Below are 25,041 nucleotides of genomic sequence, written 5' to 3'. Positions count from 1 at the left end.
TCCCCCCTTCTTCCATTGGGCCCAAAGAAGGGGGCCTGCACGTGCTTTCGGAAAAAAGGGTGGCCGCGCCGGGGGGGTTGGGGGGGTTCGGGGGGGGGGGGTTGGGTTACACCCCCCCCCCCCCCCCACGACCAACCGGACCACGCTTTCCGGCGCGCCTTCCCCCTTACTCGGTCGAGTACCGGGACGTTCTCGCGCATAATCGCCGCATGGTGATGGTGGGGGTGCACGTCATAGGGGCGCTGGCGGGCGTCGCGCTCGGGGTGGGCGCGGTCTATCTGGGGCGGATGTTCATCGAGGGCGCTCGCCGCGACCGGCGGCTGCGGCCCGAGCTGATCGCCACCGGGTTGCGACGGGATCAGTGGGAACTCGCCGTCGAGAAGATGGACAGCGAGGACGCCGCGCAGCGTCTCGAAAGCTTCACGGACCTGGAGCGGTACGGGCGAGAAGACCCCGACGCGCGCGAAGACATCATCGAGCTGACCTGCACCTATCTGCGCAGGCCCTTCCGATTCCCGGTCGAAGACGAGCAGGAGTTCGAGATCCGGCTCGTCGCGCAGGGCTTGCTCACCAGGCATCTCCGACGATCGGGGAGCTTCGAATTCTGGGAAGTCGACGAGCTGGACCTGCAGGACGCGGTGCTCGTCGAGCCGGATTTCGCGGACTGTGACCTCAGCGGCGCGGACTTCCGCGACGGCGTGATCGTCGGCGGGAACTTCCAGCGAGCCCGCTTCCAGCGCTTCGCGAACTTCGAGCGAACGTGGTTCACCGGTGAGACCGACTTCCGCGCGGCGGCTTTTCCCCGGAACGCCAGTTTCAACGCCGCGATGTTCGCCGGGGTGACCACGTTCGCCGAGGCGGAGTTCCAAGACCGCGTGGACTTCGGCTACGCGCGAGTGGAGAAGCCGGACGAGGCTCACTCGTGGCCTTCTCCCTGGTATGTCTGGGTGGCTTCGCCGGTCGCGCAGGGACGGCTTGTGCCGCGTAAGAGCTAACGGGACGCCGCTGCCATCAGCAGAGCGAAGGCGATCGTGATCGCCTGACCGAACAGGGCGTTGCGGGCTTTGCGCTGTTCCGCACGAGTGGGCCGGTTCATCACGGATTCCCCCGGTTTCGAGTGTTTTCCTTACGTGGCAAGTGTTCCGTGACCCGGCACCGGGCGCCTCCCGCCTCGGTAGGGTTCGCCTACGCCGCAGGTCGGAGCCTTCCCCTAGGGGTGGGGTCGGCGTACCCTCGGACGCCCTTGGAGCCCCAGACCGGGAGAGTCGATGGGACGCCACACCACCGCCCGGACCCGAAGACGGATGCTGCTCCCGCTGCTGGCGCTCGCGCTGGCGGCCGTACTCGGCGCGGCCACCTGGGTGGCGGTGGCCATGGCGCGATCCGATCCCGGCTGCGAGCCCGCGCGGGTGGTCGTCGCCGCGTCGCCCGACATCGCCCCCGCCGTCACCGAGACCGCCCGTGACCTCGCGCTCGCCTGTGTCGCTTTCGACGTCCAGCCCCGGGATTCCCTCCAGATGGCGGAGGAGCTGTCCGGGACCGCGCCGAAGCCTCAAGCCTGGATCCCGTCCTCGACGCTGTTTCTCCGACGCGCCAACGGTGTCCCGCTCTCGGGGCCGTCGGTGGCCAGTTCGCCGGTGGTGCTCGCGGTCGCGGAACCCGTCGCGAGCGGGCTCGGCTGGCCGCGCAAGACGCTGACCTGGCCGGACGTCCTCGGCAGCGCCGGAATCGTCGCCGGAATGCCGGATCCCGCTCGCGACCCCGTCGGCGTCTCCGCGCTGCAGGCGCTCCGCGACGTCACGAAGGGTGCCTCGGATCCCGCAGGCGCGTACGTGGCCTTGCTCCGGAAGTTCGCCGCCAACACCTTCGACGCGGCGTCCACTTCGCTGACGGTGTTCCCCGCGTCGGAGAACGCGGTGCTGCGGCACAACGCCGAGCTTTCCGACGGCGAGGCCGCCCTGGTGGCCGCGTACTCACCCGCGTCGCCGTCACTCGACTACCCGTTCGTCGAGATCGCGGGCGCGACCCCGCAGCAGGGCAAGGCGGTCGCGGAGCTGAAGCGGGCGCTGCTCAACGGTGCCGCGACGAGTACGCGGTCCGGTCTCCGCGCCCCGGGCGGGCAGGCGTTGCGGCTGACCGAAACCGATCAGCGCGTTGCGGCGCAGGGGCAGCGCAGTGCCGAGATCCCGGCCGCCGCCGAGGTCGACAAAGCGCTCAGCCAGTGGGCGGGCGTGAACGCGAGCGCCCGGGTGCAGGTGCTCATCGACGTCTCGGGTTCGATGAGCGCGCCGGTCCCGGGCACCGGCAAGTCCAGGCTCCAGATCACGCTGGAAGCGGCGGAGAACGCCCTGCACCTGTTCAAATCCACGTCACAGGTCCGTTTCCTGGCCTTCGCGACCAAAGTGGACGGTGAGCGCGACTACCGGGAGATCCTGCCGATGGCGCCGGTCGGACGGCAGCTGACCGTGGTCGACAGGTTGCGCGCGGTCCGCGCCGTCCCCGACGGGCAGACCGGGCTCTACGACAGTGTCCTCGACGTCTATCGGTTGGCGCACAAGGAATGGGAGCCGGGGAAGCTGAACCTGGTCATCGTGATGACCGACGGCCGCAACACCGATCCCGGCGGCATCAGCCGCGAGAACCTGCTGGCCGAGCTGGGAAAGCTGCGCGACCGGAACCGCCCGGTGCCGTTGATCGCCATCGGGATCGGCCCGGACGCCGACGAGACCGAACTCCGGCAGCTCGTCGCGCCCGCCGATGGACAGGCCTTCCTCAGCCGGGATCCCGCGAAGATCGGGGAGGTGTTTTACGGGGCTCTCGGCCGGATCGCCGGCGCTGGATGAAGTAGACGCCGAGGATCACCGCCAGGCTGAGCAGGCTCAGGTACAGCTGGGCGCGGGTGTCCGCGTCCACGAACAGCATCGACGTGACCACCGCCAGCGTCCCGGCGAGGGTCAGCCAGCTCAGCCACGGGTAGCCCCACATGCGCAGTTTCAGCCGTTCCGGTGCCTCGGCCTCCAGACGGCGCCGCATCCGGAGCTGCGAGCCGGCGATGATCGCGTAGACGAACAACGCGACAGCGCCCGCGGAGTTGATGATGAAGTAGAAGATCTTGTCCGGTGACACGAAGTTCATCACCACGGCGACGTAACCGACCGAAGTGGACACCAGGATCGCCTTCCACGGCACGCCACGCCGGTTCGTGTCCGCGATCCATTTCGGCGCCCAGCCGTTGCCGTGCAAGGCGAACAGCATGCGGGAAGCGGTGTACAGCCCGGAATTCAGCACCGACAGCACGGCCGTGAGCACCACCGCGCTGACGATCGTCTCGGCCGCGGGGATGCCGAACCGGCCGAAAGCGGCGGCGAACGGGCTCGTCGTGGTCGGGATGTCGCGCCAGCCGGTGATCATCACCAGCAACGTCACCGAACCGACGTAGAACACGATGACCCGCCAGACGATCGACGAGGTCGCCTTGCGCACGGCCGTTTCGGGCTCCCGCGATTCGGCGGCGGCGATGGTGACGATCTCCGCGCCGAAGTAGGAGAAGATCACGATCACCACGCCGTGCACCACCGAGAACGGGCCGTTGGCCAGGAAACCGTCCTGCGCGATGTTGCCGACCGAGAACGAGCCGCCGGGCCAGGCGCCGAGCACGAACAGGATGCCCACCACGAGGAACACCACGATCGTGGCGATCTTGACCGACGCGAGCCAGAACTCCGTCTCCCCGAACGACCGGGCCGAGGCGAGGTTGGTCGCGGTCAGCAGCAGCATCAGCACGAGCGAGAAGATCCACTGCGGCACAACGGGAATCCAGGTCTGGAGGATCTTCGCCCCGGCGACGGCCTCGAACGCGACCACGCCGACCCAGAAGTACCAGTACAGCCAGCCGACGGTGAAACCCGCCCAGCCACCGAGCGAGGTCCGCGCGTACTCCATGAAGGAGCCCTGCGACGGCGCGGCCGTCGCCATTTCGCCGAGCATCCGCATCACCAGCACGACGATCAGGCCACCGATGGCGTAGGAAAGGACGGCCGCCGGGCCGACGGTGTGGATGACCGCCCCGCTGCCGATGAAGAGGCTGGCGCCGATGATGCCGCCGAGCGCGATCATCCGGACGTGGCGTTGCCGCAGGTCCGGGCGCAGGCCCGCCCGCTCGGTCGTCCGTTCCGGGGTGGTTTCTGCGCCCATTCGCTGTTGCCTCCTGTCGGAGTGGCCGTGAATCGCGGGATTGTCGCACCGCAAGAGCCGGAGGAAAAGTGTTTGCGCAACCCCCGGTGAACAGGCCGATGTGGACTCTGCGAACCTAGGCACCTCCACCGCGCGTTCCGAGGAGCTCTTCGATGCCGCACGCCGTCCTCCGGTTCCTGCCTGCCGTCGCCCTGGCCGCCGTGCTCGCGGGCTGCTCGGGCGAGGCGCCCCAGTCGCAGGCGGCGCCGCCCGGGTCGTCACCGCTGGCGCAGCAGGCCGCCGTTCCGTTCAACGACGCCGATGTCGCCTTCGCGCGGCAGGCCCTCGCGCATCACCAGCAGGGCGTGGATCTGGCTTCCCTGGCGGAAACCCGCGCGGACCATGCCCAGCTGAAGGCGCTCGCGAAGCGGGTCATCGACACGCACGAACCGGAGATCGCGCGGCTTTCCGGGCTCATCGAGTCCTGGGGCCAGCCCGCTCCGGACGACCCGAACCTCGAACACATCCAGCGCGACGGCTACATCAGCCCGGGTGACATGGCGGAACTGGCCGGACTGTCCGGAAAGGACTTCGACCGCCAGTTCGTCGCGCGGCTGATCCGCCAGCGCGAGTCGGGTGTCCGCATCGCCGACGCCGAAACCCAGCACGGCCGCAACCCCGACGCCCGCGATCTCGCCGCGACGACTTCGCGTTCGCAGCAGCAGGAGATCGGCGATCTACGGGGCCTCCAGAACGGTTGAGTCCGTCTGGACCACGTTCGAGTTCAGCTGCACGATGTACGCGCCGGTCAGCAGGACGACCGCGCCCGCGGCTTGGATCCAGCTGAGCGCCTCGCCCAGCAGCAACCAGGCGGCGGCCGCGGCGATCAGCGGCTCCACCAGCCCGACGACACTCGCCACGGACGCCGGGAGATGGCGCAGCGCCGCCATCCCCGTCGCGTAGGCGATGACGGTCGCGATCAGCACCAGCGCGATCAGCAGCGACCACACCGGCGGCTGCCACGGCCCGAACGTCGCCGGGGTGCCGAGGACACCCCACGGGATCGTCCACGGCGGAGCGACCGCGCAGACCAGGACCGCGCCGACCGTCATCCCCCAGGTGACCATGCCGAGCGGATCCCGGTCCGCGACGCCGCGTTCCCCGAGCAGGAAGTACCCCGCCGAACAGACGGCCGCGCCGAGCCCGGCGAGCAACCCGACGACGTCCAGGCTGAGGCCTTCCCAAACCTGCGCGACCAGGACGAGCCCGGTCATCGCCAGCGCGATCCCCGCCCACATCGCCCTCGGCAGCCGCACGCGGCGGACGAACCGCACCCACAGCGCGATCAGCACCGGCGAGGTGAACTCGAGCAGGATCGCGATCCCGACCGGGATCCGGCCCGCCGCGAGGAAGTACATGAGCTGGACGCCCGCCACGCCGAGCGAGCCGTACGCCAGCAGCAGCGGCCACTCGCGCTTCGTCACTTTGAGCAGCTTCGGCCGGAAGACGGCGACCAGCGCGAGCAGCACGATCGCCGACAGTCCGATGCGGATCGCCGCGACCTGCTCCGGTGACATCCCCGCCTGCATCGCCGGTTTGCCCAGCACGCCCGACGTCCCGAAGAAGAGCGCGGCGAGCAGGATGAGCACGATGCCCCGGCCGCGGTGCGCGACGTGTTGAGCGGGGGCGGCGAGTTCGGCGGTCACGGCCGGAGGGTAGAGGCCGGGGGACCGTGGGGCGAGCCGTTTTCCCAGCGGCTGGGTTCCGGGCCTCGTGAGGTGTCCGGTGCAAGTAGTCCTCTGGTTGCGGTAGTTGCGTGTGCAAGGACCGCAACCAGAGGACTACTTGCGGTCGGTGGTCGTGAGTGAGCGAGAGGGTGCCCGGCTGTCCTTCCGCAACGGTCCCGACAGGGACGCTCTCGCCGGAGGTCAGAAGGAGGTGCCGCCGTCGGTCCAGTCGGTCCGGTCGAAGTCGTCGTCCTCGACGGGGGCGCGGCGCGGCTTGCGGACCGGCGCCGGTTCCGGTTCCGGTTCCGGGGCGGCGGCGGGCTCTTCGACGGCTTGGGTCTCGGGGGTGCCGTTCGGCCAGACGCACGGTGAGGTCGCCCCGACGTAGAACTTGCCGAGGTCGTTCGCCTGGACGGACATGTCGAAGGCGTCCGCGTTGTTGCGCACGAACACGTACTGGTCTTTCGGCCGGGAATCGGTCAGTACCTCGAAATCGTGAGCCGTCCACCACGCGACGAGGGCATCGAAGTATTCGGCGAACTTCGCCGTGTCGAGACCGGTCACTTCGTAGGTCGCGGAGATCTCGAAGCGGCCCTGAGGACCTTTGTCGGTCGGGTCGGTGCACTCGGACCGGTTCCGGGTGAACGGTTTCCGCCGCGCGGTGGCGGGCAGCGCCGAGAGCGCGGTCTCGATGTACAGCTCGACCTTGTCCTTCGCCTGTTGTTCGGTGATGGTCGGGTTCATGGCGTCTTCACCTCCGGGGGAGCAGGCCGACAAGAGCAGGAGCAACGCGGCCGGGATCGGGAGTCTCACGAGGCAGGCTTCCCCGCGATGATCAGGCCTAGGTTCCGCAGCGCGGGGTTGTTGTCTTCCCAGTATTGGCTGTGCGCTTCCGAGCTGTACCCGCCCCACCCGTCCTTGCCCGGCGCGGAAGCGAACACCTGCCCGCCGAAGTCCGCGTCGGTCGGATCCTGGCCGAGGATCGGGTCGTATCCGGCGATCTCGATGTTGGCCAGATTGATCATGTCGTGCTCCGCCACCGTCGCGTGCACATGGTCGCCGACGTCGCCCTGATTCACCCCGTCGAGGTGCAGTTCGCTCACGTCGTGCGCGCCGACGCCGGGGCTCGCCACGAAGACGAGTTCGTCCGCGGCGAGACCGCCGTCGCGGGCCGCGTGGCCGACGACGGTGGTCCCGTAACTGTGGCCCAGCACCGTGTTGTGCGACGGTGGTCCTTGGTGTGTTTCCCTGAGCCCGTCCTGGAATCCGGCGAGTGCCGCCTTGCCGCCGTCGGCGTACTTGTCGCTCGCGGCGTCGCGGATCTCGTTCGGCGCGTCGTAGCCGAGCCAGGTGATCACGGCCGTCGAGGGGGAGCCCGCGGTCGTCGCCGTGGCCCACATCTTGTCGGAGCGGTTGAGATCGCCGCCGATCTTCGCCAGTTCCGAACCGGTTCCCGGCACGTACGTCGCCACGTTCACCGCGGTGTCGGGATTCCCCGCCGAAACGATCGCCTTCCCGTCGCCGCCGGTGTCCAGCCCCAGCAGGAACGCCCTCGGTTCCGGCTGGCCCAGCCGCTGCTGGATGGCTTCCAGGCCCTTCACCTTCGGATCGCCTTGGAGCCGCGCGATTTCACGGGCGAGGACCGCGCGGTTGGCGGCGTCGCGGTCGGTCGCCGGGATGCCGTCGAGACTGCCGACGAGGCCGGGATTTCCTTGCAGCAGAGCGACTTTCGCCGTATCCGACAGGCTGTCCCACCACGCCTTGTTGTCGCCGGGGGAGCCGTGCTCCGGCGGGCCGATGATCGACAGGCCGCTTTGTGCGACTCCGGCGTCCGCGGCCTGGGCGAGCGTGCCGGCGCCCTGTTCGGTGATCTCTCCACGGAGGGCCCGTTGCAGGATGGCGGCGAAATCGGCGTCGACGTCGGTGGCGTGGCGCAGGATCCGCTCGATCCGGTCGGCGAGTTCCGCCATCACGCGAGGATCGGAAGGCCCACCGGAGGAAGCGATCTCACCCCCGGCGCCGATGAGGAGGCCGTTCCGGGAAGCGAGTTCGTCGGTCTCCCGGACGAACGCGACGACTCGGTCCAGCGCGATCTGCACCTCGTGCGCGCCTCGCCGTACGGCGGACGCCTCGGCCACCAGTTGGTCCAAAGCGGACGTCAGCGACTTGCCTCGCGTGGCCGCGGCGGTGGCGGCTTCGCCATCCCAGCCCGGGATGCGAGCCATGGCCTCGACGTCGTCGTTCGCGGCGATGATCCGGGCGCAGCCCTCGTTGAGCGCGTCGGCGACCCGGCCGATCGCGGCCGGATCCCACCGGCGCACGTCTCCCCAGGTGAGCATCACTCTACGACGCGGGAGACGGCCTGGCGGTTCCCGTCAGCCGTCCTTGAACAGGCCGTCGGCGACGTAGCGCGAGACGGTGGCGAGCCGCCGCCCCTGCAGACGGAGGGCGTCCAGGGCGAGGTCGTCGGGTTCGGAGGACTTGCGCGAGACGAACGAGCCGCCGTACGGATTGCCCGATTCGAGCAGTCGCGGATCGGTGTAGCCGAGCGGCAGGACGATGGCGCCCCAGTGATAGAAGATGTTGTTCGTCGCCAGCACCGTCGATTCCAGGCCGCCGTGCGCGGTGGACGCGGTGGTGAACGACGTCGCGACCTTGTTCACCAGCTTTCCCTTGGCCCACAGGCCGCCGGTACTGTCCAAATAGGACTTAAGCTGGGCGGCGGGACCACCGAACCGGGTCGGGCTCCCGGCCGCGAAACCGTCGGCCCACTCCAGGTCTTCCAGCGTCGCCGTCTCGTGGTGCGGCCCCGCGTCGACCCACGCCTGCCAGCGCGGATTGCTCGCCACGGCATCGGGCGGGGCGGTCTCGGGAACCGTGCGGACGCGGACGTCGGCTTCGGTCTCGCGGGCGCCGTCGGCCAGTGCCGACGCCAGTTTCGCGGTGTTTCCGGTCGCGCTGTAGTAGACGACGAGGATGCGGGTGCTCACGTCCGCCGACCTTAGGCGAGCGCGAGCACCCGTCCCAGGATCCGGAACTCAGTACTTCTTCCAGGGACTGACGGTGTCGGTCGGCCGGGTCGGGTCGTGGAACCGCGGCTTGTCCAGCTCGTCGCGGCGCAGCGGCACCATGCCGTCCGTGATCGCCTGCATGATCTTGGCGTGCGCGCGGACCCCGGCGCCCGGCCGCTCCGGCTCGACCTCCGACAGGTCCACCGGGTCGCCGAAATGCACCTTGAACCGGGGACGCCGCATGGGCGCGCTCAGCCCGGACTTGGCGAGCGGCACCAGGTCGGCGGGCCCGTTGACGGTCTCCGTCCCCCAGAAGACGGCTTCGTGCGCGCCCCACTGGCTGATCGGGATCACCGGCACCCCGGCCGCCAGCGCGAGCCGCGCGGCGCCGGTCTTGCCGCGCTCCGGCCACAGGCCGGGATCGTGGCTGATCCGGCCCTCGGGGTAGACGATGAGCGGGTCGCGCGTGGTGCGCAGGGCCTCGGCCGCCTCGGCGAACTGGCCGATGGCCGTCGAGGCCTCCTTGCGGTCGACCCGCAGGTGACCGCTGGCCCGCAGCGCCGGGCCGATGACCGGTGCGTCGAGGATGCCGCCCGCCAGCATGAACCGCGGGTTGATGCCGATCCGTTTGCAGGCCGCCATCAGCACGAACGCGTCGAACACGCCGATGTGGTTGGCCGTCATGAGCAAGGGCTTCCGGCGCAGTTCCGCGGGCACACCGCCGGTCACGGTGAGTTTGCCGACGAAGTTGACCAGCCCCCGGTCGATGTTCAGCATCGTGCGCCAGATCGCTGGGGCGCGGCGAGCCGAATTCTCATCCTGATGCAGCGCGAACATGGGGCAGAGCATGTCATGAGCCCCCTTTCACCCGGATGGCCGCTCAAGCTGTGACCTGAGACGAATGTTCCGGGTGTGCTCCGAGTGGCAGCCGGGGCTGGAGGGTCGAGGCGGTTACCGTGGGGACATGGCTAGCGGGTCGACGACCAGGAAGCGGAGTACGGCGCGAAGCGGCGGCAGCAAGGGGCCGGCGCGAAAGCCGCGTACCCCGGCGAAGCCCAGGTCAACGGCGGCGAGGAAGCCCGCGCCACGGCGTCCGGCGGCCAGGAAGAAGTCTTCCGGCACGTTCGCCAAAGGCGTGCGCGGCACCTGGAACCTGCTCGCGAAGGGGCTGGGAACCCTCGCGAGGACGGTCGGCCGCAGCCGTGAACTCGAACCCGAACACCGCCGCGACGGGCTCGCGCTGGGCCTGATCGCGCTGGCGCTGGTGATCGCGTTCGGTGTCTGGTGGCGGTCCGCGGGCCCGATCGGCGGCTGGGTGGAGGTCGGCGCCCGTTCGCTCCTCGGCGCGGGGGCGGTGACGCTGCCGCTGGTGCTCACCGTGGTCGCCGTCGCGCTCATGCGCTCGGAACCGGTGCCGGAGGCCCGGCCGCGGATGGTCATCGGCACGCTGCTGGTCGTCCTGTCCGTGCTCGGCCTGCTGCACATCTTCACCGCGCTGCCCGAGAGCAACGACGGCCGGATGTACGCCGGTGGGGTGATCGGCGCGTTCTCCGGCGGCCTGCTGACCATGGGGGTCACCACCTGGGTCGCCGTGCCGCTGCTGGTGCTGGTGCTGCTGTTCGGCACGCTCGTGTTCACCGGGACCCCGGTCCGGGAGATCCCGCATCGCCTGCGCAACTGGGGTCTCGACCCCGAAGAGATCGAAGAGGCCGAAGCCGAGCGCAAGGCCATCCACGACGAACGTGACGCCGTCACCGAAGCCGACCCGAAGTCGGTCCGCCTGCGGAAGCCGTCGCGGCGGCGCCAGGGCGCCGGTGACAACGCGGGCGAGCAGCTCGACATCGAAGCCGCGCTGGCCGAACCGCCGACGCCGATGCGCCCGCCGAAACCCGCTGCCAAGCCTGTCGAAGAGAAGAAGCCGAAGAAGGCCGAGCCGCCGATGGCGGTCACCAGGACCGTCGAGGGCGACTACAAGCTCCCGCCGCCGGACCTGCTGAAGCTCGGCGACGCGCCGAAGTCCCGCAGCAAGGCCAACGACGCCATGATCGAGGCGATCACCGGCGTGCTGGACCAGTTCAACGTCGACGCGCAGGTCACCGGCTTCACGCGGGGCCCGACGGTCACCCGGTACGAGGTCGAACTCGGCCCCGGCGTGAAGGTCGAGAAGATCACCGCGCTGACCAAGAACATCGCCTACGCGGTGGCGACCGACAACGTCCGGCTGCTGGCGCCGATCCCCGGCAAATCCGCGGTCGGCATCGAGGTGCCGAACTCCGACCGCGAGATGGTGCGCCTCGGCGACGTGCTGCGCGCGCCGTCGACGGTCAAGGACAACCACCCGATGGTCATCGGGCTCGGCAAGGACATCGAAGGCCATTTCGTCACCGCGAACCTGACGAAGATGCCGCACCTGCTGGTGGCGGGATCCACCGGTTCCGGTAAGTCGAGCTTCGTGAACTCGATGCTGGTGTCGCTGCTCGCGCGGGCGACGCCGGACGAGTGCCGGATGATCCTGATCGACCCGAAGATGGTCGAGCTGACCCCGTACGAGGGCATCCCGCACCTGATCACGCCCATCATCACCCAGCCGAAGAAGGCCGCCGCGGCGCTGGCCTGGCTGGTGGAGGAGATGGAGCAGCGGTATCAGGACATGCAGGTCAACAAGGTCCGGCACATCGACGACTACAACAAGAAGGTGCGCTCGGGCGAGATCACCGCGCCGCCCGGCAGCGAGCGCGTCTACGCGCCGTACCCGTACATCATGGCGATCGTCGACGAGCTCGCCGACCTGATGATGACCGCCCCGCGCGACGTCGAGGACGCGATCGTCCGGATCACCCAGAAGGCGCGTGCGGCCGGTATCCACCTGGTCCTGGCGACCCAGCGCCCGTCGGTCGACGTCGTGACCGGCCTGATCAAGACCAACGTGCCCTCGCGGCTGGCGTTCGCGACGTCCTCGCTCACCGACTCGCGGGTCATCCTCGACCAGCCGGGCGCGGAAAAGCTCATCGGTATGGGTGACGCGCTGTACCTGCCGATGGGCGCCGGGAAACCGGTCCGCATCCAGGGCGCCTTCGTCGGCGACGAAGAGATCGCGTCCGTCGTCAACTTCGCGAAGGAACAGGCGCAGCCGGACTACCAGGACGGCGTCACCGCGGCGAAGGCGGGCGAGAAGAAGGAGATCGACTCCGACATCGGCGACGACCTCGACGTCCTCCTGCAGGCCGCCGAGCTGATCGTCACCTCGCAGTTCGGCTCGACGTCGATGCTGCAGCGGAAGCTGCGGGTCGGTTTCGCCAAGGCCGGGCGCCTGATGGACCTGCTGGAAAGCCGGGGTGTGGTCGGTCCCTCGGAGGGCTCGAAGGCGCGGGACGTGCTGATCAAGCCGGAAGAGCTGGAGTCGGTGCTGTTCATGATCCGCGGCGGCGGGGACGCGAACGGCGGGGACGTCTCCGACGACGACTGAGCCGGGTGTCCGCCCCGAAGCGTGCAATGAAAGGCCCGTTACTTGCAAAATTTGCAAGTAACGGGCCTTTCATTGCACGGGGGAGGGTTACTTGAGGGCCCGATGCAACGGACCGGCGGCTCCGCTACGTCCCTAGCCCGTGGACCCCAAGAAGCTGCTCGTCGTGCTCTGCGCCTTGGTCGGCCTCGCGTGCGGGGCAGGCAGCTCCGCCGCGCGCGAACAACCCGCGGCCGTTCAGCCAACGCTGGTCCAGCCCGCGCCGGCGCACCAGCAGCCTCAACCTGCTCCCCAGCCCCAGGAGAAGCCCCAGGGCACCGTGGAGCTGGGAGAAACCGTCGTCCTCAAGGCCGGTGACACGACCGAGGTCGCGTCGAAGGACGTCAGCATCCGCTTCGCGCGGCTGGTGTCCGATTCCCGTTGCGCCGAGGGCATGGTCTGCGTCTGGGAAGGGGAGGCAGTGGTCGAACTGACCCTCGCCGAACCCGGACGCGGTGAGCGGACGACGGCGGAAGTCGCCTCCACCGCACGCGGTGGCAGGCAGTCCGTCGAGTTCGCCGCCTGCCGGGTGGACCTGGTCGCCGTGAGCTCGGGGGGCGACCAGGTCACCCTGCGGGTGTCCAAGGCTTAGAGCGCGTTGCGGCGGACCGACCGTGTCGTGCTGAGCAGGTGGTCGGTGACCGAGGTGTCCCCGTGCCGCCTTTCAGTGGTGCGCCGTCAGGAAGCGGTCGATCAGCTCGCTGATCGGTTCGACGTCCTCCTCCAGCGCGAAATGCCCGGTGTCGAAGAAATGGACCTCCGCCGAGGGAACATCGTTCCGGAAGGCTTCGGCTCCCGCCGGGATGAAGAACGGGTCGTTGCGGCCCCAAACGGCGAGCACGGGTGGCTGGGCTTCCCGCAGCCACGCCTGGAACTTCGGGTATGCGGGAGAAGTGTTCCGGTAGTCCCAGAACAGGTCGAGCATCGCTTCCGCGCGGCCAGGACGTTCGAGGAAGTACTGGTCCAGCAGGTAGTTCGCGGGATCGATGGTCTCCGGATCGCGGGCGCCGGTGTACTGGTACTCGATCTGCTCCGGTTCGAGGATCTTGGCGAATTCGCGCTTCGCCTCGGCTTCGTCGGGCAGGGTCGCGAAGTCCGGCATCGCGGGCCCGAGCCCTTCGACGTAGGCGTTGCCGTTCTGCGTGATCAGCGCCGTGACTGCGGACGGCCGCGAGACGGCCAGCCGCAGGCCCGCCGGGGCCCCGAAATCGAAGACGTAGAGCGCGTAGCGGCGCAGCTCCAGCGCGTCGGTGAACTCGCCCAGCACCTCCGCCAGCCGGTCGAAGGTGAACGTGAACCCTTCGGGGGTCATGGTCCGGCCGAAGCCGGGCAGATCCGGCGCGATGAGCCGCCATTTCCCGGCGAGCAGCCGCATCAGCCGGACGAACTGGTGCGACGACGTCGGGAAGCCGTGCAGCAGGAGCAAGACGGGCGCGTCGGGGTCGCCCGCCTCGCGGTAGAAGACCTCGACGTCGCCGAGCTGGACCGAACGGTGCCGGATGGTCGCCATGAACACTCCCTAATGGTTAGAACTGTCTTGAACCATTAGTACCTGATACTGTCAAGGCATGCTCGATCTGGACTCGCTTCCCGGTGACGATCTCGCGGTGAACCTCGCCGACACCGTCCTGCTGGCCGCCTCGCCGTCGATCGATCTGCTCGACGACGGCCACACCCGGTTCTGGTCGGCGCAGGCGCCGCGGCTGCCCGAGGGCGCGCGGCCGCCGTCGGCCGAGCAGACGAGGCGGCTGCGGTCCGCGGTGCGTGAGCTGCTGGAAGCGGCCGTGGCCGCGCGGGAGCCCGAGGCGTGGGCGGTCGAGCGGGTCAACGCGGCCGCGGCGGCGGTCCCGGCGAGCCCGCGGCTCACCGCTCGGGGCGCCGAGACGATCTGGCATGGCGAGGACGGCGGCGAGATCGCACTCGCCGCCGTCGCGGTGGCCGCGATCGACCTCGTGTCGGGGCCGCGCGCCGCTCAGCTGCGGCGATGCGGCGCGCACGACTGCTCGATGCTGTTCGTGGCGGCCAACAGCAGGCGGGTGTGGTGCACGCCGTCGTTGTGCGGCAACCGGGTCCGGGTCGCCCGCCACGCGAAGAAGGGCTGAAGGGGCCCATCCCCGCATGCGATGCGGGGAGAGCGCCCTTCGCCGCGTCCTATGCGGGGAAAGTCCCCTTCGGCTACAGCTCCAGCAGCATCCGGCTGTTGCCCAAAGTGTTCGGCTTCACGTAAGGCAGGTCCAGGAACTCCGCGACACCCGGATCGGCCGAGCGCCGCATCTCCTCGTAGACCTCCTGGGTCACCGGGGTTCCGTCGATCTCGACGAATCCGTGGCCCGCGAAGAACCGGGTCTCGAAGGTCAGCACGAACAACCGCTTCAGCCCGATCTCGCGGGCGAAGTCGATCAGCTGTCCCACCAGCGCGTGACCGATGCCGCGACCCCGGGCGATCTTGTCGACCGCGATGGTGCGCAGCTCGCCGATGTCCTCCCACAGCACGTGGAGGGCGCCGCAGCCGAGCACGTCGTCGCCGTCTTCGACCACCCAGAACTCCTGGACGCTCTCGTAGAGGGTGACGAGCTCCTTCTCGAGCAGCACCGTCCCCGCGTCGGAGTCGACCAGTGCCTTGATCTTGCGGACGTCCGCGATCCGCGCCCGGCGAACTTTCGGGCGGCGGTCGAGGGGCGGTTCGAGGGGGGCTGACGGCACATCCACCATTAAGCCATCCTCGACGCGATCGACGGCCGAAGGCTCGCCCGAGCGAGCGATCGCCGACCCCGAGAGCAGGCCAGCTACCCTAAGGCACGTGCCTTCTCCCACCACTGATCCTGTCGCCACCCGCCGCGTGTCCTTGCTGACCCTCGGTTGCGCCCGCAACGAGGTCGATTCCGAGGAACTCGCCGGACGGCTGGCGGCGGGCGGCTGGGAGCTCGCCGCCGAGCCCGAGGACTCCGACGTCGTGGTCGTCAACACCTGCGGCTTCGTCGAGTCCGCCAAGAAGGATTCGGTCGACACCCTGCTCGCCGCGGCCGACACCGGCAAGAAGGTCGTCGCCGTCGGCTGCATGGCCGAGCGCTACGGCAACGAGCTGGCCGAGAACCTGCCCGAGGCCCACGCGGTCCTGGGCTTCGACCACTACGCCGACCTCGCCGAGCGTCTCGACGACGTCGTCGCCGGCCGCAAGGTCGAGTCCCACACCCCTTCCGACCGCCGCAAGCTGCTGCCGATCAGCCCGGTCCAGCGCCCGACGGCCGCCGAGACGGTCGAGGTGCCGGGGCACGCGCAGCACGGCTGGGGCCCGCGCGTGCTGCGGACCCGGCTCGACACCTCCCCGGTGGCCGCGCTGAAGATCGCCTCCGGCTGCGACCGCCGCTGCTCGTTCTGCGCGATCCCGTCGTTCCGCGGCTCCTTCGTCTCCCGGCAGCCGGACGAGATCGTCGCCGAGGCCATGTGGCTCGCGGAGAACGGGGTCAAGGAGGTCTTCCTCGTCTCGGAGAACTCCACCTCCTACGGCAAGGACTTCGGCCGTGACGGCGCCCGCGCGCTGGAACTGCTGGTCCCGCGCCTGGCCGCGGTGCCCGGTATCGAGCGCGTCCGCGTCTCCTACCTGCAGCCCGCCGAGACGCGCCCCGGCCTGGTCAAGGCCATCGCGACCACCCCGGGCGTCGCCGACTACTTCGACCTGTCCTTCCAGCACTCCAGCGAGACCGTGCTGCGCCGCATGCGCCGGTTCGGCTCCACGGACTCGTTCCTCGCGCTGTGCGACCAGATCCGCGAGTACTCGCCCAACGCCGGCATCCGCACGAACGTCATCGTCGGGTTCCCCGGCGAGACCGAAGAGGACGTCGCCGAGCTGGAGCGCTTCCTGAACGGCGCGCGGCTCGACGCGGTCGGTGTCTTCGGCTACTCGGACGAGGACGGCACCGAGGCCGAGACCTTCGACGGCAAACTCGACGAGTCCGTGGTGACCGAGCGGGTCGCGCGGATTTCCGCGCTGGTCGAGGAGCTGACGTCGCAGCGGGCCGAGGATCGCATCGGCGACTTCGTCGACGTCCTGATCGAGCAGGCCGAGGACGGCGAAGACCCGATCGGCCGTGCCGCGCACCAGGCTCCCGAGGTCGACGGTGAATGCGTCCTGATCGAAACGGACGACCTTCCCTCGCTGGCGGTGGGTGACTTCGTGCGCTGTGAGGTCGTCGACTCCGAGGGTGTCGACCTGATCGTGCGGCCCGCGCCGCCCGAGGCCGACCGGTGAATGCCGCCCCGAGCGACGCCGGGGCCGGTGAGGGGACGGGCGGTGAGCATGCCCGGGTGCCCGAGGCCACCCCGGTCCCGACGCTGAACCTGGCGAACCTGCTCACGATGTCGCGGCTGGTGCTCGTGCCGCTGTTCGTGATGGCGCTGTTCACCGGCGACGGGACGGATACCTTCTGGCGGGCGATCGCCACCGCGCTGTTCGCCATCGCGTCGTTCACCGACCAGGTCGACGGCTGGGTCGCGCGCAAGTACGGGCTGATCACCGACTTCGGCAAGATCGCCGACCCGATCGCGGACAAGGCGCTGATCGGCGCCGCGCTGATCGGGCTGAGCGTGCTCGGCGAACTGGGCTGGTGGGTCACCATCGTCATCGCGATCCGCGAGATCGGCGTGACGCTGCTGCGGTTCTGGGTGATCCGGCACGGCGTCATCCCGGCCAGCCGGGGCGGCAAGGCCAAGACGCTCGCGCAGGTCGCGGCCATCACCGCGTACCTGCTGCCCCTGCCGGTGGCCGCCGAGCCGGTGCGATGGGTGCTGATGGGTCTCGCGCTCGTGCTCACCGTCGTGACCGGCCTCGATTACGTCGTGCGCGCGGTGCGGCTGCGCGCGGCCGGACGGCGCGCCGCGGGCACATGAACGTTGAGACCTTGATCACTCACCTGATCGAGCGTAAGGAGACGGTGGCGACCGCCGAGTCGCTGACCGCCGGACTGGTGTGCGCGACGCTGACCGAGGTCCCCGGAGCGAGCGCCGTCGTCCGGGGCGGCCTGATCGTCTACGCCACCGATCTCAAGGCCTCGCTCGCCGGGGTCGACGAAGACCTCCTCGCCACCCATGGCGCGGTCCATCCCGAGGTCGCGGCTCAGTTGGCCGCCGGCGCGAGGGACCGCTGCGGCGCCACCTGGGGCCTCGGCCTGACCGGTGTCGCGGGTCCGGCGGGGCAGGACGGCGTCGCGCCCGGCACCGTCCATGTCGGTCTCGCGGGCGTGAGCACGCTCACCGTCCGCACATTGGCGTTGAGCGGCGATCGAGCCTCGGTCAGGGCCGGTGCCGTCAGCGGCGCGTTCGCCCTGCTGGGGGAACATCTCGCATGATCGCCGCGTTCGCCCTTGGCGTATTGCCGTGTCAACACCTGCGCCCGGGGCACCGCACTGGGTAACGTAGGGGGCAGTCAGTCCTGGAAGGGAGGCGCGTGATGACCGTGCTGTTGCGCGAGGCGATCGGCGACCGGCTCCGACACGCCCGCACGAACCAGCGTCGAACGCTGCGGGACATCTCCCGTGCCGCCAGGGTGAGCCTCGGCTACCTGTCCGAGGTCGAGCGTGGGCAGAAGGAGGCGTCCAGCGAGCTGCTGGCGTCCATTTGCGATGCCCTGGACCTTCCGCTGGGCGAGCTCTTGCACAAGGTCGCGGCGGACGTTTCGGCGATCGACAACGTCGAGGTCGCTCCGGTGGACGAGAAGGTCGAGGCGGGCAAGCGGCGTGCTCCGGAGCGCGAGAGCGCCGAAGCGGGCCTCGAAGGTGGCCGCCTGGTATCCGAGTTGATCGGCAACGACCTTGCCGACCTGCGGATCTCGCCGCCGCCGCGGATGAGTCCGGCCCTGCGGACGACCATTTCCGCACCGAAGATGGTCGCCGCCTAGCAGTCGTGACGTGAGAGAGGCCCCAGGCAGTCCGCCTGGGGCCTCTCCCGTTTCCCGGGTCAGCCGGCGGCGCTGTCGAACGTGCCCGCCTGGTAGGAACCGCCCTTGGTGTGCGTGATCACGAGCAGCCGGTTGGCGGCGTTGATCATCGCGACCAGGTAGACCAGCGCGGCCCGCTTGGCCTCGGTGAACACGGTCGATTCGCGCCAGGCGGCGACCAGGTTGACGCGGACCGCGGGTTCGCCCGCCGCCGAGCTCGGTGCTGTTCAGATCGAAACGGCTGTCCATGACTTCGTCCTCATTCCTGCTCGGGTGGTGAAGCGAACGACCATCACATGCCGCTGACCCGCCCTGCCTGACAGCACGGTCACGTGACGTGAAACACGCCCGTCAGGTGTCAGAATCCGGCGAGGACCAGCGTCTTGTGCGCGACAACCGCCGAGCTGGAACAGAGGAGCCACCCATGCCCGCCCCGGACACCGCCACCGAGGCGTTCGTCGCCCACCGGAACCTGCTGTTCACCGTCGCCTACGAGATGCTCGGCTCGGCCGCCGACGCGGAGGACGTCCTCCAGGAGACCTGGCTGCGCTGGTCGGGCGTCGATCACGGCACCGTGGAGAACCCGAGGGCCTACCTGGTCCGCGTCACCACCCGGCAGGCGCTCGGCAGGCTGCGTACCCTCGGCCGCCGCAAGGAGTCCTACGTCGGCCCTTGGCTGCCCGAACCGCTGCTGACCACGCCTGACGTGGCCGAGGACGTCGAACTGGCCGACAGCGTTTCGATGGCGATGCTGCTGGTGCTGGAGACCCTCGCGCCGACCGAACGCGCGGTGTTCGTGCTGCGCGAGGTGTTCGACGTGGCCTACGACGAGATCGCCGAAGCCGTCGGCAAGACCCCGGCCGCGGTCCACCAGATCGCCCACCGGGGCCCGGGCGCACGTCGCCGCCCGGCGGCCGCGGGGTGCCGCGTCCCCGGCCGAGACCCGTGACGTCCTCGACGCGTTCCACCGGGCGGTCCGAACAGGTGACCTGCAGGGACTGCTCGACGTCCTCGCACCGGACGTCGTCTTCCTCGGCGACGGCGGCGGAGTGGTGCAGGACGTACTGGAACCCGTGGTCGGGGCCGCCCGCGTCGCGCCGCTGCTGGCCACGAGCCGCCCGGCGACAGACGACAAGGCCACGATGCGAACGGCGCAGGTCAACGGCCATCCGGCGCTGATCCTCCGGCTCGGCGGCGAGGTCGACACCGTCGTCGCGGTGCGCGTCGACGACGGCCTGATCACCGGCCTCTACGCCGTGCGTAACCCCGAGAAGCTCTCGCGGATCGAGCGGGCGACCACTCTGCGCCGCTGAGTCCGGGCCCCTGCTCCGGCCGTTTTCACCCAGGGTCACCACCCGGTGAACCCGAAAGGTCGCGAACATCACAGTCAGGGAGATCCCTGAATTCCGTCGGGGTCGCCTGGAACGCGGGACGCCGACCTGACACGATGGAACTCAACGCCGGGGTCGGGACGTTGCAACATCACAAGAGGGGACGCCCCACCTCGAGGTAACAGCCCGTGGGATGCGAGAAGGCAGGCGGAGGAGATGGCCAACCCGTTCGTGAAGTTCTGGAAGTACATGATGGCGGCGTTCTCGTCGAAGATCGACGAGCACGCCGACCCGAAGGTACAGATCCAGCAGGCCATCGAGGAGGCGCAGCGCAATCACCAGTCGCTGACCCAGCAGGCCGCCTCGGTGATCGGTAACCAGCGTCAGCTGGAGATGAAGCTGAACCGCCAGCTCGGCGACGTCGAGAAGCTCCAGGCCTCGACCCGCCAGGCATTGGTGCTCGCCGACGAGGCGCGCGCCAAGGGCGACGAGCAGAAGGCGACCGAGTTCGAGAACGCGGCGGAGAGCTTCGCCGCGCAGCTCGTCACCGCCGAGCAGAGCATCGAGGACCTGAAGACCCTGCACGACCAGTCGCTCCAGGCTGCGGCGCAGGCGAAGAAGGCCGTCGAGCGCAACGCGACCATGTTGCAGCAGAAGCTGGCCGAGCGCACCAAGCTGCTCTCGCAGCTGGAGCAGGCGAAGATGCAGGAGCAGGTCTCCGCTTCGCTGAACCAGATGAGCGAGTTGGCGGCGCCGGGCAACACCCCGTCCCTGGAAGACGTTCGCGACAAGATCGAGAAGCGCTACACCACCGCGCTCGGCTCGGCCGAACTCGCACAGAACTCCGTACAGGGCCGGATGATGGAGGTCCAGGCCTCCACGACGCAGCTCGCGGGACACTCGCGACTGGAGCAGATCCGCGCGTCCATGAAGGGCGACTCCGTCGCGCAGGTGACCGACGGCAAGACCGCCGCCGCCGCGCCGAAGGCGTCGAGCGGTGCGGACATCCAGCGTGAGATCCAGGCACGGGTTCAGGCCGAACAGGGCAAGAACCCCGCCTGACACACCACCTAGAGCCGGTCCCGCACCCCGCGCGGGTGCGGGACCGGTCTCACCAGACGACAGGGGCGAGGGCAAATGGGCCAGGGCAGGCGCAAGGACTTCGGGGAGTTCACCGCCAAGCTTGAGAAGCACATCGAGAAGCTGCCCGATTACGCCCAGCGCGCGCAGGAGAAGCTGCAGCGCTACATCCCGCCCTCCGAGCAGGGTTCCCGGCCCTCCTCACCGACGGCGTCGCAGCCGCCGCGGCCGTCGAAGCCGCGGCCGCAGATGCCGCCGATGCCCGCCATGCCGAAGATCTCGCAGCAGCTGACGTCGATGGCGGCGGGCCAGATCCCGGTCGTGGCCGACGCGAAGGCCAAGTGGGCTCGCTGGAACGAGCCCGCCGCCAAACTGGAGAGACGCAAGCGCCGGACCTCGCGCGCGATGACCTTCTGGATCCTCCTCACCATCCTTTGTGGACTGTTCGCCGTGGTCGCCGCCACCGGTCTGCTGAAGGCGGGCCAGGCCGACGTCCTCCAGGCCATCGCGGCCAGCGCGTTCACCATCGTCTTCGGCACTTTCAGTGTCCGGTCGGGACTGCGGCTGCGCGCGCTCAACCGCACGGTGCTTCCCGCCGCGCCCGCCGCTCCGCCGCCGCTGCCCTCGGCACGCTCCATCGCGCGGGCGCCGATGGAGCGCCTCGCCGAGAGCGAGGCTTCGCTGACGGAGCTGCTTCGCCAGCTTTCGCAGCCGACGTCGCTCGGCACCATGCCGGTGTCGGAGATAGCCGTGGCGGACGCCCGGACCACCGCCACGGAGGCCGCGCAGGCTCTTCGCGGGCTGGCCGGCCGGATCCAGGCCATCGAACGCGGACGTGACTCCGCGCCCGAGCGGGAACGGGGCGCCCTCGACGCCGCCATCACGCAGCTGCGTGATCAGCTCGACGACGGCGTCGACGGTTACGGCGGTCTCGTCGCGGCCGCCGGGCACACCGTCGCCGCGAGCTCGGACGGCATGACGTCGTCCAAGGAATCGCTCTCCGACGCGACGGACAAGCTCGCCGGACTGGCCATGGCCCTGCGCGAGCTTTCCTGAGCTTGGTCGTGAGTGGCGTTTCGGGTTAGTGCGGACCGGTATTTGCCTACCTACGTGTGACCAGGGCGAAGGTGAGGTGCGGGAGTCGAGGGGTGGCTCATGCAACCCCCACAACCCCGCGGACGGCAGCCGAGCGGGGAAGATTCCGGACGTTCAACATCCCAAATCTTCCCCACTCGCCCACATCACCATCCAGAACAAGCGCTACAACCTCACCGAGCTGACATCAGGATCCAGCGGGTAGGCGAATATGGGTCCGCTAGAACCCGAAACGCCCCTCACGAGCCGACGCGGTCGGGAGGGTTCCCGAGTGGGGCATTTTCCTGGACAATCGTCTCATTCGTCGTCGCTAATACTCCATTGAGTAACGACTCGCTCACTGTGCGATACCGAAACGCTCGCGTAACCCGAAACCGCTGGTGACGGCACCTCGCGATGCCTAACGTTTCTCTCATGCACGCAGTGCTTTTCCCAGCTCGGGCCTGAACCCAGCCCGCGTGAGCGGGCGTCCCAGGGTGGTGGACCGGACACAGTGGATCTCGCGCAGTGGTCTTTCTCGTCCCCGCCGAGGAAAGGACGCCCAGTGACGACGCTCCCCCCGGAACCAGAGCCGATCCCCGCCCCGCCTCCCAGCTCCTACCAACGCGTCATCGCGGCCTACGACCGGATCACCGAGGTCGACCGGCCCGACGTCTGGATCACCCTCCGTCCCCTCGAAGACGCCCTTGTGGACGCGAAGGCTGTCGACGAACGCCTGCGCGCGGGGACGGATCTCCCGCTCGCCGGAACCCTGGTGGCGGTCGCCGACGTCATCGACGTCGCCGGCCTTCCCACGGCGGGGGAGGAGGTCTGCTGTGCCGACGCCACTTCCGTTTCCCGGCTGACCGCCGCCGGGGCGGTGGTGATCGGCAAGACCAACTGCGACCGGTTCGGCAGCGATCTCGAGCACACGCACAGCCCGTACGGCGCCGTGAGCGCGGCCCTGAACACCGCCCGGGTGTCCGGGAGCGCGAGCAGTGGCGCGGCCGTCGCGGTCGCGCTCGGCCTGGTCGATCTGGCCGTCGGCACGGACACGGCGGGTGCGGGCCGGGTGCCCGCGTCGCTCAACGGGATCGTCGGGATGAAACCGACGCTGGGCCTCGTGCCCAAGACCGGTGTCCTGCCGTGCGGCGGGATCGCCCTGTTCGCGCGCAGTCTCACGCTGGGCCAGCGCGCGCTGGGACTGATGACCGGTCCCGACGGGATCGACCCGCTCGCCCGTGACTGGCCCCCGGACGTCCGGCTCTCCGCGGGAGACCGGCCGAGGGTGGCGATCCCGGGCTCCGAAACGCTCACCGGTCTCTCTTTGCAGTCCCGGTCCGCCTTCCTCGGCGCGGTTTCGGCGTTGCGGGCGTCCGGGGCCATCGTGGAGACGGTGGAGGTCACGGCACTGCTGGCGGTGGGCGACCTGATCCACGACGACGGCTTCCTCGCCGACAGGCAGCGCGTCGCCGAGGCCGGGATGCTCGCGCTCCGGATGCTGTCCGAGTACGACGCCCTGGTCCTCCCGACCGTCGCCGACCATCCCGAGATGTCCGAGGCGCTGTCCGATCCGGACGGTGTCGCGAAACGGCTGGGACGGTTCACGGCGTTCGTCAACCTGCTCGACCTCGCCGCGGTCACGGTGCCGTCGTCGCCGTCGGATCTCGGGCCGTACGGGGTGTCGGTGGTGGTGCGGCCGTTCGACGACCAGATCGCCATCGACCTCGCCGCCGTGCTCACCGACGAACAGGCCGATTTCCCTTATCCCGCACCGGGTGCGGATCTCGTGGTGTTCGGCGCGCATCTGCGCGGGCAGCCGTTGAACGGGCTTTTGGTGACCGCGGGTGCGCGGTTCACCGGGCCGGTCCAGAGCGCCGAGGGCTATCGGATGGTGCTGCTGCCGACCGAGCCACCCCAGCCGGGGGTGGTACCGGTGAGCGCCGCGGGTGAGCACACGATGCTGTCGGGTGAACGCTGGCGGCTCTCGCCCGCGGCCCTCGGTGCCTTCGCGGCCACACTGCCCGCTCCGTTCGTCCTCGGCCGGATCCGGCTGGAGAACGGGCAGACACCGCTGGCCGTCCTTTGTGACCAGGCGGCGGCAGCGACGGCGACGGAGTTGACGCGCTACCAGTGCTGGCGGGCGTACCTGAGGTTCGTCAGTACGGCCGGGCCGCGAGACCTCGGGCGACCCGCTTGACCAGACCGGGACCGTGCAAGGCGAAACCGGTGTAGAGCTGGACGAGACCGGCGCCGGCGTCGAGCATCCGGGCGGCGGCGCCGGCGTCGAAGATGCCGCCGACGCCGATGATCGGCAGCTCGCCGCCGGTTTCGTCGTGCACGAACCGCACCACTTCGACCGAGCGCGCCGTGAGCGGGCGGCCGGAAAGCCCGCCCGCCTGCTCGCCGACGGCGGCTTCGGCGGGCGCGATCCCTTCGCGGGACAGCGTCGTGTTGGTCGCGATCAGCCCGGCGACACCGTGTTCGAGGCAGACCTCCAGCAGTTCCGCGAGGGCTTCGTCGGTGAGGTCGGGGGCGACCTTGACCAGCACCGGCGTCGGCTCGGCGGCACCGGCGAGCTCGGCCGAGGTCGTGCGGAGTTCGGAGAGCAGTTCGGCCAGCGCGGACTTGTCCTGCAGCGCCCGCAGCCCCGGCGTGTTGGGCGAACTGACGTTGATCGCGAAGTAGTCGGCGTACGGGTACAGCGCCCGCAGCGAGAACCGGTAGTCCTCGACGGCCTCGCCGAGCGGTGTCACCTTGGATTTGCCGATGCTGACGCCGAGCGGAACCGGCGGTTTCCCGCTCGCGGCGAGGCGGGCGGCGAGCGCTTCCGCGCCTTCGTTGTTGAAGCCCATCCGGTTGATCACCGCGTCGGTCCCGGCGAGGGTGAACAACCGCGGCCTGTCGTTGCCCGGCTGCGGGTGCCGGGTGACCGTGCCGACCTCGACGAAGCCGAAGCCGAGCGCGGGCCAGGCGTGCAGCGCGCGGCCGTTCTTGTCCATCCCGGCGGCGAGGCCGACCCGGTTCGTGAAGCGGAGACCGAGGAAGGTGACCGGATCGTCCGTCCGGTAGACGCGGCCGAGCGCGCCGAGCGCGGGGGAGACCCGGCTCAGCCCGGCTAGCGTGCCGATGGTGCGTTCGTGCACGGTTTCGGGGTCGCCGCCGGAGACCCGGTACAGCGCGGGGCGGACGATCTTGTCGAAGAACACGC

The 25,041-nt window shown here is 69.7% G+C and carries 23 protein-coding genes and 2 pseudogenes; 14 read left to right on the top strand and 11 right to left on the bottom strand.

Features of this window, described 5'->3' with window-relative positions:
• Positions 1-209 precede the first annotated feature (209 nt).
• Together ACZ5IK_RS31755 and ACZ5IK_RS31750 are read left to right on the top strand one after the other, a co-directional pair.
• Positions 210-995, top strand: a complete 786-nt coding sequence (locus ACZ5IK_RS31755; protein ID WP_465491073.1) for a pentapeptide repeat-containing protein — start codon at positions 210-212, stop codon at positions 993-995.
• Positions 996-1,268: 273 nt separating this feature from the next.
• Entirely contained in the window at positions 1,269-2,843 is a 1,575-nt protein-coding gene (locus tag ACZ5IK_RS31750) for a VWA domain-containing protein (protein WP_465491072.1), read from the top strand.
• Here ACZ5IK_RS31750 and ACZ5IK_RS31745 read toward each other — a convergent pair.
• Entirely contained in the window at positions 2,773-4,194 is a 1,422-nt protein-coding gene (locus ACZ5IK_RS31745; protein ID WP_465491071.1) for an amino acid permease, read from the bottom strand. The two genes, ACZ5IK_RS31750 and ACZ5IK_RS31745, sit on opposite strands and share 71 nt — an antisense overlap.
• A gap of 152 nt (positions 4,195-4,346) precedes the next feature.
• Between ACZ5IK_RS31745 and ACZ5IK_RS31740 the strand changes: the two genes are divergently transcribed.
• Complete coding sequence (locus tag ACZ5IK_RS31740) at positions 4,347-4,934, top strand: DUF305 domain-containing protein (protein ID WP_465491070.1); 588 nt, start codon at positions 4,347-4,349, stop codon at positions 4,932-4,934.
• Here the strand turns inward: ACZ5IK_RS31740 and ACZ5IK_RS31735 are convergent.
• The 6 genes from ACZ5IK_RS31735 to ACZ5IK_RS31710 all read right to left on the bottom strand — a co-directional run bounded on the left by ACZ5IK_RS31735 (position 4,911) and on the right by ACZ5IK_RS31710 (position 10,057).
• Positions 4,911-5,879 carry an EamA family transporter gene (locus tag ACZ5IK_RS31735; RefSeq protein WP_410665442.1) on the bottom strand — a complete coding sequence of 323 codons (969 nt, stop codon included), beginning with the start codon at positions 5,877-5,879 and terminating at the stop codon, positions 4,911-4,913. The genes ACZ5IK_RS31740 and ACZ5IK_RS31735 overlap by 24 nt on opposite strands.
• Before the next feature lie 222 nt (positions 5,880-6,101).
• Positions 6,102-6,644, bottom strand: a complete 543-nt coding sequence (locus ACZ5IK_RS31730) for a hypothetical protein (protein ID WP_465491069.1) — start codon at positions 6,642-6,644, stop codon at positions 6,102-6,104.
• Positions 6,645-6,709: 65 nt separating this feature from the next.
• Complete coding sequence (locus tag ACZ5IK_RS31725; RefSeq protein ID WP_465491068.1) at positions 6,710-8,239, bottom strand: alpha/beta hydrolase; 1,530 nt, start codon at positions 8,237-8,239, stop codon at positions 6,710-6,712.
• 36 nt (positions 8,240-8,275) lie between these two features.
• Entirely contained in the window at positions 8,276-8,890 is a 615-nt protein-coding gene (wrbA, locus tag ACZ5IK_RS31720) for an NAD(P)H:quinone oxidoreductase (protein ID WP_465491067.1), read from the bottom strand.
• A 48-nt stretch (positions 8,891-8,938) separates the two neighbouring features.
• The gene (locus tag ACZ5IK_RS31715) at positions 8,939-9,748 is read right to left on the bottom strand and encodes a lysophospholipid acyltransferase family protein (protein WP_465491066.1); all 810 of its coding nucleotides are present in this window, start codon (positions 9,746-9,748) and stop codon (positions 8,939-8,941) included.
• 114 nt (positions 9,749-9,862) lie between these two features.
• Positions 9,863-10,057, bottom strand: coding sequence for a hypothetical protein (locus ACZ5IK_RS31710; RefSeq protein WP_465491065.1), 195 nt, complete (start codon positions 10,055-10,057; stop codon positions 9,863-9,865).
• Here ACZ5IK_RS31710 and ACZ5IK_RS31705 point away from each other — a divergent pair.
• Both ACZ5IK_RS31705 and ACZ5IK_RS31700 read left to right on the top strand, forming a co-directional pair.
• A complete protein-coding gene (locus ACZ5IK_RS31705; protein WP_465491064.1) occupies positions 10,047-12,377 on the top strand; it encodes a DNA translocase FtsK in 2,331 nt (776 codons plus the stop codon). The genes ACZ5IK_RS31710 and ACZ5IK_RS31705 overlap by 11 nt on opposite strands.
• A 139-nt stretch (positions 12,378-12,516) precedes the next feature.
• Positions 12,517-13,005 carry a hypothetical protein gene (locus tag ACZ5IK_RS31700; protein WP_465491063.1) on the top strand — a complete coding sequence of 163 codons (489 nt, stop codon included), beginning with the start codon at positions 12,517-12,519 and terminating at the stop codon, positions 13,003-13,005.
• Positions 13,006-13,077: 72 nt separating this feature from the next.
• On the opposite strand, the gene ACZ5IK_RS31695 is transcribed toward ACZ5IK_RS31700, so the two are convergent.
• On the bottom strand, positions 13,078-13,923 hold the full coding sequence (locus ACZ5IK_RS31695) for an alpha/beta fold hydrolase (RefSeq protein WP_465491062.1): 846 nt from the start codon (positions 13,921-13,923) through the stop codon (positions 13,078-13,080).
• 58 nt (positions 13,924-13,981) lie between these two features.
• On the opposite strand from ACZ5IK_RS31695, the gene ACZ5IK_RS31690 reads away from it, so the two are divergent.
• Positions 13,982-14,515, top strand: a complete 534-nt coding sequence (locus ACZ5IK_RS31690) for an ABATE domain-containing protein (protein WP_465491061.1) — start codon at positions 13,982-13,984, stop codon at positions 14,513-14,515.
• A gap of 73 nt (positions 14,516-14,588) precedes the next feature.
• On the opposite strand, the gene ACZ5IK_RS31685 is transcribed toward ACZ5IK_RS31690, so the two are convergent.
• Complete coding sequence (locus ACZ5IK_RS31685; protein ID WP_465491060.1) at positions 14,589-15,125, bottom strand: amino-acid N-acetyltransferase; 537 nt, start codon at positions 15,123-15,125, stop codon at positions 14,589-14,591.
• A gap of 88 nt (positions 15,126-15,213) precedes the next feature.
• Here ACZ5IK_RS31685 and rimO point away from each other — a divergent pair, with 88 nt between their 5' ends.
• The 4 genes from rimO (at position 15,214) to ACZ5IK_RS31665 (ending at position 18,306) form a co-directional block, all read left to right on the top strand.
• On the top strand, positions 15,214-16,662 hold the full coding sequence (rimO, locus tag ACZ5IK_RS31680) for a 30S ribosomal protein S12 methylthiotransferase RimO (protein WP_465491059.1): 1,449 nt from the start codon (positions 15,214-15,216) through the stop codon (positions 16,660-16,662).
• A complete protein-coding gene (pgsA, locus tag ACZ5IK_RS31675) occupies positions 16,659-17,300 on the top strand; it encodes a CDP-diacylglycerol--glycerol-3-phosphate 3-phosphatidyltransferase (protein WP_465491058.1) in 642 nt (213 codons plus the stop codon). Before rimO ends, pgsA begins: the two co-directional genes overlap by 4 nt.
• On the top strand, positions 17,297-17,758 hold the full coding sequence (locus ACZ5IK_RS31670; RefSeq protein ID WP_465491057.1) for a CinA family protein: 462 nt from the start codon (positions 17,297-17,299) through the stop codon (positions 17,756-17,758). The genes pgsA and ACZ5IK_RS31670 overlap by 4 nt, the downstream gene beginning before the upstream one ends.
• A 101-nt stretch (positions 17,759-17,859) precedes the next feature.
• Positions 17,860-18,306 carry a helix-turn-helix domain-containing protein gene (locus ACZ5IK_RS31665; RefSeq protein WP_168214257.1) on the top strand — a complete coding sequence of 149 codons (447 nt, stop codon included), beginning with the start codon at positions 17,860-17,862 and terminating at the stop codon, positions 18,304-18,306.
• A gap of 59 nt (positions 18,307-18,365) precedes the next feature.
• On the opposite strand, the pseudogene ACZ5IK_RS31660 reads toward ACZ5IK_RS31665, so the two are convergent.
• A pseudogene (locus ACZ5IK_RS31660) lies at positions 18,366-18,563 on the bottom strand (carboxymuconolactone decarboxylase family protein); the annotation flags it as partial.
• Positions 18,564-18,769: 206 nt separating this feature from the next.
• Here ACZ5IK_RS31660 and ACZ5IK_RS31655 point away from each other — a divergent pair.
• From ACZ5IK_RS31655 to ACZ5IK_RS31640, 4 genes and pseudogenes are all read left to right on the top strand, one after another.
• Positions 18,770-19,658 (top strand): annotated as a pseudogene (locus ACZ5IK_RS31655) (RNA polymerase sigma-70 factor).
• A gap of 234 nt (positions 19,659-19,892) precedes the next feature.
• Positions 19,893-20,738, top strand: coding sequence for a PspA/IM30 family protein (locus ACZ5IK_RS31650; protein ID WP_076154857.1), 846 nt, complete (start codon positions 19,893-19,895; stop codon positions 20,736-20,738).
• 75 nt (positions 20,739-20,813) lie between these two features.
• On the top strand, positions 20,814-21,812 hold the full coding sequence (gene pspM, locus ACZ5IK_RS31645; protein ID WP_465491056.1) for a phage shock envelope stress response protein PspM: 999 nt from the start codon (positions 20,814-20,816) through the stop codon (positions 21,810-21,812).
• 583 nt (positions 21,813-22,395) lie between these two features.
• A complete protein-coding gene (locus ACZ5IK_RS31640) occupies positions 22,396-24,030 on the top strand; it encodes an amidase family protein (RefSeq protein ID WP_465491055.1) in 1,635 nt (544 codons plus the stop codon).
• On the opposite strand, the gene ACZ5IK_RS31635 is transcribed toward ACZ5IK_RS31640, so the two are convergent.
• Positions 23,990-25,039: a quinone-dependent dihydroorotate dehydrogenase gene (locus ACZ5IK_RS31635; RefSeq protein WP_465491054.1), complete on the bottom strand. Its 1,050-nt coding sequence runs from the start codon at positions 25,037-25,039 to the stop codon at positions 23,990-23,992. The genes ACZ5IK_RS31640 and ACZ5IK_RS31635 overlap by 41 nt on opposite strands.
• Positions 25,040-25,041 lie beyond the last annotated feature (2 nt).

Source organism: Amycolatopsis sp. NPDC031561, assembly GCF_055580625.1.
Note: the sequence above shows the minus strand (reverse complement) of the source record. Positions and strands in the feature narration are given on the sequence as shown.